The following is a 6,555-nucleotide window of genomic DNA, read 5'->3' on the forward strand; positions in this document are numbered from 1 at the left end:
GGGGGGGGGGCGGGGCGCGGGGGGGGGGGGGGGGGGGGGGGGGGGGGGGGGGGGGGGCGGGGCGCGGGGGGGGGGGGGGCCGGCAGCGGGGGGGGGGGCGCGCCGGGGGCCCCCCCCGCACCGGCGCCGATGCGCGGAATGCCGCCCAGCCCCGCCGCGCCGAGCGCGAGCGCGAAGCCCTGTCCGGCCGTGCCGGCCCCCGGTACACCGGGAGCCGCGCCAAAGGGAAAGCCTATTGTCGTCACGTTCATCCAGTGGGCCTTTCGCCCGGCCCGAAAGGCCGCTTTCATCATTATAGGATGATTTTACCCGATACGGTTTCGCGTCAGCCGATCGTGCCGAGCGCGCGGATGCGGGCGCGGGCATGGATCTCGTTCTGCGAGAGCACCACCGTCGCCGGGCGCACCCGCTCGATGATCGAGCGGACGAACGGGCGGATCGACGGGCTGGTGAGCAGGCACGGAATCTCGCCGTCCACCGCCAGCCGGTCATAGGTCTCGCGCACCGATGCGATGAACTTCTGGAGCGCGGAAGGGGCCATGGCGAGCTGGCGCTCGTCGCCGACGCCCATGATGCTGTCCGCGAACGCCTGGTCCCAATCGGAGGAGAGCGTCACCACCGGGATCGCATCGCCGCGCGTCTGCTGCGCGCTGATCTGGCGGGCCAGGCGGCTGCGGACATGCTCGGTCATCTGGGTGAGGTTCGAAGTGAGCGGCGCGGCCTCGGCGATGCCTTCCAGGATCGTCGGGATGTCGCGGATCGAGATGCCCTCCGACAGCAGGTTCTGCAGGATGCGCTGGACGCTGGAGATCGAGACCTTGGACGGGATGATGTCCGCGACCAGCTTCTCGGATTCCCGATGGACTTCGGTGAGCAGCTTCTGCGTCTCGGTATAGGAGAGCAGGTCGGCGATATTGTCCTTCACCAGCTCGGTCAGGTGCGTCGTGATGATCGTGCCGCATTCGACCACGGTGAGGCCGCGGAAGCCCGCCTCGTCGCGCAGCTCGCGATCGATCCAGAAGGCGGGGAGGCCGAACACCGGCTCCTTGGTCGGCTCGCCGGGCAGGCCGATCGGGCCGCCGCCCGGATTGATGAGCAGCAGCTTCTCCAGCCGGATCTCGCCGCGCGCCGCCTCGGTTTCCTTGATCGAGATGACGTACTCGCTGGGCTTGAGGCCCATATTGTCGATGATGCGCACCGAGGGGAGGACGAAGCCGTAATCGGTCGCCATCTGGCGGCGGAGCGCGCGGACCTGGTCGTCGAGGCGCGGCTCGCGCGTCTCGTCGTTGATGATCGGCAGCAGCGCATAGCCGATCTCGATGCGCACCGCGTCGATCGCCAGCGTCTGCGAGATGGGCTGCTCGACGATCGAGGCCTTGATCTCCTCCTGCGCGGCGATCGCCTTCTGGAGCGCGGACTTGGCCGCGGCGCGCCGGCTCATCCGCCATGCGGCATAGCCCGAAAGCGCGGAGAAGGCGGCGAAGGGGATGAAGGGCAGGCCGGGCATCAGCGCCAGCGCGCCCATCAGGAAGGCGACCATGCCGAACGCCTTGGGATAGCGGCCGAGCTGGTCGCCCAGCGCGGCGCCGGTCTTGCCCTTCACGCCGCCCTTGGAAACGAGCAGGCCCGCCGCGGTCGACACGATCAGCGCGGGGATCTGGCTGACCAGGCCGTCGCCGGCGGTGAGCACGGTATAGGTGCGGAACGCCTCGGCCAGCGGCACGCCGTGCTCGATCACGCCGATCGCCAGGCCGACGACGATGTTGATCGCGGTGATGAGCACCGCGGCGATCGCGTCGCCCTTCACGAACTTGGAGGCGCCGTCCATCGCGCCGTAGAAGCCGCTTTCGGCCTCCACCTCGGCGCGGCGCTCCTTGGCCTGGGTCTCGTCGATCATGCCGGCGGAGAGATCGGCGTCGATCGCCATCTGCTTGCCGGGCATCGAATCCAGGCTGAAGCGCGCGGCGACCTCGGCGATGCGGCCCGCGCCCTTAGTGATGACGACGAAGTTGATGACCACCAGGATGAGGAAGATGGTGAGGCCGATCACGGTCTCGCCGCCCATCAGGAACTCGCCGAACGCGCCGATCACGCCGCCGGCGGCATCCGGCCCCTCATGGCCGTGGCTGAGGATGAGGCGCGTCGAGGCGAGGTTGAGGCCCAGGCGCAGCATCGTCGAGATCAGCAGGATCGTCGGGAAGGCGCTGAGCTCCAGCGGCTTCTCGATGAACAGGGCCGTCATCAGGATCATCACCGAGATGGTAATCGACAGCGCCAGCCCCATGTCGAGCATCCAGCCGGGCATCGGCAGGATCAGCATGGCGATGATCGCGATGACGCCGAAGCCGAGCGCGAGATCGCGGCTCAGGCCGAAACGCTGGAACAGGTTTGCGATGGCTGGGGGCATGTTAGCGGACTGCCAAGGAGTGCATCGGGAGGGCGATCGTCAAATTGCCGGCGAGACGGATATCCCCGCCTCGATGAAGGTACGCAGCTTGTTGCGCATCGTGCGGACCGAGATGCCGAGGATGTGCGAGGCCGAAGTGCGGTTGCCGTGGCAGCGCTCCAGCGTCTGGAGGATCAGCTCGCGCTCCACCTCTTCCACGGTGCGGCCGATCAGGCTTTCGATGTGGAAGCGATCGGGCTCGTTCTCCTCCAGCTCGATCAGCGGGGTGCCGTCGGCATGGATGATGTCGCCGGTCTCGATCGCCGGGCCGCGCGCGAGCAGGACGGCGCGATGCACCGTCTCCTCCAGCTCGTGGATATTGCCCGGCCAGGCATAGCGGCGCAGCAGCGCCAGCGCCTCGTCCGTGAAGGGCCGGGGTGCGATGCCGTCGGTTTCCGCGAGCCGGGTGGCGAAGTGGCGGGCCAGCTCGATCACGTCGTCGCCGCGTGCGCGCAGCGCCGGCACTTCGATCCGGACCAGTCCCAGGCGGACGAGCAGATCGGCGCGGAAGCTGCCCGAGGTGACGCAGGCTTCGAGATCGAAGCTGGTCGTGGCGATCAGGCGGGCGTGGAAGGGGATCGGCTCGCTGCCGCCGATGCGCGTGAAGCGCTGGCGCTTGAGCACTTCGAACAGCCGCGTCTGGAGCGTGGGCGAGAGCGCGGCGACTTCGCGCAGCAGCAGCGTGCCATGGCCGGCCTTTTCGAACCGGCCGATACGGCGGGCGACCGCGCCCGGAAAGGCACCGGCCTCATGGCCGAACAGCTCGGATTCGAGCACGTCGGCGCCGACGCCTGCGCATTCGACGACCATCATCGGATCGGCGCGGCCCGAAGCCTCGTGGAGTGCGCGCGCCATCGATTCCTTGCCGCTGCCCTTTTCGCCGGTGACGAGCACCGGGGCGGCGCTCGGCGCGACTGCGACGGCCAGCGCCAGGGCACGGGCGAGAGCGCTGTGCTCGCCGATCTGGCTGGGCGTCTTGCGCGCGACGACCGATGCGATCGCGGCGGCGATCAGCTCGCGCTGCGGAGGCAGGGGAACATAGTCGCGCGCGCCGGCGCGGATCGCGGCGACCGCGCGCTCGGCCGAGGCATCGATGCCGCAGGCGAGCACGGGGATCGTGAAACGCTCGGCGCGCAGGCTCTTCATGAAGCCGACCACATCGGCAAGCACGTCGATCATCACCAGGTCGCCGCCGCCTTCGCGCAGCAGCGCGAGCGCGTCGCGGGGCGTGTCGGCCATCGTCACTTCGGCGCCGGCATCGCGCGCCAGCTCGGCCGCGCGCCTGAACTCGCTTCCCGGCGCCCCGACCAACAGCATTCGGATGGGTCCGGCCATCAGCGATCGGCCCGCACGATCTCGGTGAGCGTCACACCCAGCGCGTTGTCGATCAGCACCACCTCGCCGCGGGCGATCAGGCGATCGTTGACGAAGATGTCGACCGGCTCGCCGACGCGCCGATCGAGCTCGACCACGGTGCCGGCGGTCAGGTGAAGCAGGTCGCCCACCGGCATCCGCGCGCGGCCGAGCACGGCCTGGACCTTCACGGGCACGTCATGGACGGCCTCCAGCCCTTCGGTGCCTACGCCGTGCTCCGCGCCGGCCAGGGAGTCGAAATCCTCGAATACCGGGGCGGGCTGCTCCTCGGCGGAGGGGATGATGTCGTGCGGTTCGGTATCCATGGGGGCGTTCCTATGCGTTCATCCACTGGCGGATCACCGAGGCGGCCTCGGGCGGGCTCGCCGCGATGGCGTCCCCGATCCGCTTCAGTGCGGAGAGTTTGATGCGGCCATCGACCTGGGCGAGCGCGATCTCCTGATCGAGGAGCTGCTGTTCCGGGTTCATGGCTTCGAGCTGGTGCATCGCGTCGGGATCGCCGTCCGCGGCGCGCTCGGCGAGCGCGAGCATCTCGGAGGACTGGCCGTCGATCAGCGCGGGGGCGGTTTCCTCGTCCGGCCCGGGGGCGAGCCCCAGTCCGAACCTGGGCTTGAGCATCCGCAGGGCGATCAGGCCGATCACGCCGACGACGACGATCTGGATCAGGCCCCAGATCCGGTCCATCGAGAGCAGCGAGAAGATGCCGCTCTGCTTGTCGGCCAGCGCATCGCCGGTGTTGAAGGCCATGCTCTCGACCACGACGCTGTCGCCGCGCTGGACATCGACGCCGACCGCATTCTCGACCAGGCGCTGGAGGCGCTGGATCTGCGGGGCCGGCAGCCCCTGGGGCCCGCCGTCGACCATCACCGCGACGCTCAGCCGCGTGACCTTGCCCGGCGCGCGCAGCGTCACCGTCTTGGTCGAGCTGTTGTCATAGGTCTTGTCTTCGGAGGTTTGGTTGCTGGCCGACTGGCGCGAGGCGCCCGGCGTGGCCGGCTGGGCCTGGGCTTCGGGAAGCTGGTTGGCGACCGAGACGGTGCCCGGGGCGGCGTCGTTCTCGCGGTTCTGATCGCCGGTCTCGACGCTGACCTCGTGCGAGACGACCTGCTTGTCGGGATCGAAGATGTTCGATTCCTCGCGGGTCTGGTCGCGGTCGATCTGGGCCGAGACTTCGGCGCGGACCTTGCCCTGGCCGACGATCGGCTCGAGCAGCGATTCGATCTCCTGGCGCAGCTTGCCCTCGACCGCGGCCTGGCGCTCATCGGCATCGCCGGCGCCGCCCGAGCCGGGATCGCCCGCACGGGCCAGCAGCGCGCCGGTCTGGTCGACCACCGAGACCGCGTCGGGCGAAAGCTCGGGCACCGAGGAGGAGACGAGGTAGCGGATCGCCGAGATCGTCTCGGAGCCGATATGGCCCTTGGTCTTGACGGTGACGGCGGCGGTCGCCTTGCGGCTTTCGTTCGCGAACATCGCCCGCTCGGGCATCACGATATGGACGCGCGCGGCGCTGATGTCCTGGATCGTCTGGATGGATTTGGAGAGCTCGCCTTCGATCGCGCGCGTCTCGTTCATCTTGGCGCGGCTGGCGGAGACGCCGAAGGGCTGCTCCTCGTCGAGCACCTCATAGCCGATCTTGCCGCCCAGCTTCTCGCCGGCCAGGCTCATGCGCAGCTCGGCCAGCTTGTCCTGCGGCGCCATGATCGAGCTGCCGTCGGCGGAAAGCGTATAGTCGATATTCTGCGCCTTGAGCTTCTCGGTGATCGTCGCCGCGGCCGAGGGATCGAGGTCGGTATAGAGGAAGCCCATTTCGGACTTCGAGCCGCGCGTGGCGACAAAGGCCAAAGCCGCGAGCAGCGCCAGTGCGACGCCGCCCATCAACATCAGCCGCCTGGGGCCTATCTGGCCCACGAGATTCTTGATCGCTTCCAAAGCCGCCCCGTCGAATGGACTCCAGGGCACGCGCCCCTTGCTTCAATTATAGGAGGGGCGGAGGCGGCAGTTTCTGCCGGGTGGGAATTTTTTGCCTAGCGGGCGATCCGCGTCGGAATTGCGGGCGAGAGCGGCCAAACAACCCGTCACCCCGGCCGAAGTGCCGGGGTCCACCATGCGACTGGGAGAGCCGCTCAAGGCTTAGAGGGGCTCGCTCGCGGATAAGTGGACCCCGGCACTTCGGCCGGGGTGACGGTGGAAGATTGTCGGTGTCGTCTTGCCGGATTACCGGCGAAGGATCTTATTCCGATTTCGGCAGCAGCGATTCCAGCTCGGCCGTGATCGCCTCGCGGCGCGCGGCGGCGCTGAGGGTCAGGCCGCCTTCCTCCCAGCCGATCACGGCATCGCCCAGCACCAGATCGGCGTCGGCGGTGACGAACAGGTTGAGCTTGCGGCGGTCCTGCGACTGGCGCTGGACGATCTTCGCTTCGATATCGGCGACAAGATCGGGATGGACGCGGATCTGGAGCTCGGTGCCGCGCGCGACCTGGCCGAGCACGCGGCCGATCGCGGCGTCGATCGCCGCGGCGGGCGCCGCTTCCAGCGCCCGCCCGGCGACCATGTCGGCGCGCCCGACGCCCAGTTCCCCCCCCCCGCCGGCGCCCCCACCGGGGACTTCGGGTGACTTCGCTCCCGTCCCCTCCTACCCGGCCGGAGGGCCCCCCCCCGCCCCCCCCCCCCCCCGCCGTCCCCCCGCCCCCCCCCCGGCCCCCCCCCCCCCCCCCGCGCCGGCCGGGGGGGGGGGG

Annotated in this window: 6 protein-coding genes; all 6 read right to left on the reverse strand. The window is 69.6% G+C overall.

Annotation, left to right across the window (positions count from 1 at the left end):
• The coding region (locus tag HB724_RS19955; protein ID WP_213982702.1) for a hypothetical protein at positions 1–251 on the reverse strand (251 nt) is incomplete at its 3' end.
• Positions 252–325: 74 nt separating this feature from the next.
• Complete coding sequence (gene flhA, locus HB724_RS19960) at positions 326–2,407, reverse strand: flagellar biosynthesis protein FlhA (RefSeq protein ID WP_213982703.1); 2,082 nt, start codon at positions 2,405–2,407, stop codon at positions 326–328.
• Positions 2,408–2,446: 39 nt separating this feature from the next.
• The gene (locus HB724_RS19965) at positions 2,447–3,763 is read right to left on the reverse strand and encodes a sigma-54 dependent transcriptional regulator (protein ID WP_346344762.1); all 1,317 of its coding nucleotides are present in this window, start codon (positions 3,761–3,763) and stop codon (positions 2,447–2,449) included.
• Between the two features lie 17 nt (positions 3,764–3,780).
• On the reverse strand, positions 3,781–4,125 hold the full coding sequence (gene fliN / locus HB724_RS19970) for a flagellar motor switch protein FliN (protein WP_213982705.1): 345 nt from the start codon (positions 4,123–4,125) through the stop codon (positions 3,781–3,783).
• 10 nt (positions 4,126–4,135) lie between these two features.
• A complete protein-coding gene (gene fliF / locus HB724_RS19975) occupies positions 4,136–5,701 on the reverse strand; it encodes a flagellar basal-body MS-ring/collar protein FliF (RefSeq protein WP_256731645.1) in 1,566 nt (521 codons plus the stop codon).
• A 349-nt stretch (positions 5,702–6,050) separates the two neighbouring features.
• On the reverse strand, positions 6,051–6,371 hold the full coding sequence (locus HB724_RS19980) for a hypothetical protein (RefSeq protein WP_256731644.1): 321 nt from the start codon (positions 6,369–6,371) through the stop codon (positions 6,051–6,053).
• Between the last annotated feature and the right edge of the window lie 184 nt (positions 6,372–6,555).

Origin of the sequence: Sphingomonas sp. dw_22 (assembly GCF_018449795.1) — a bacterium.
Lineage (GTDB): Bacteria > Pseudomonadota > Alphaproteobacteria > Sphingomonadales > Sphingomonadaceae > Sphingomonas.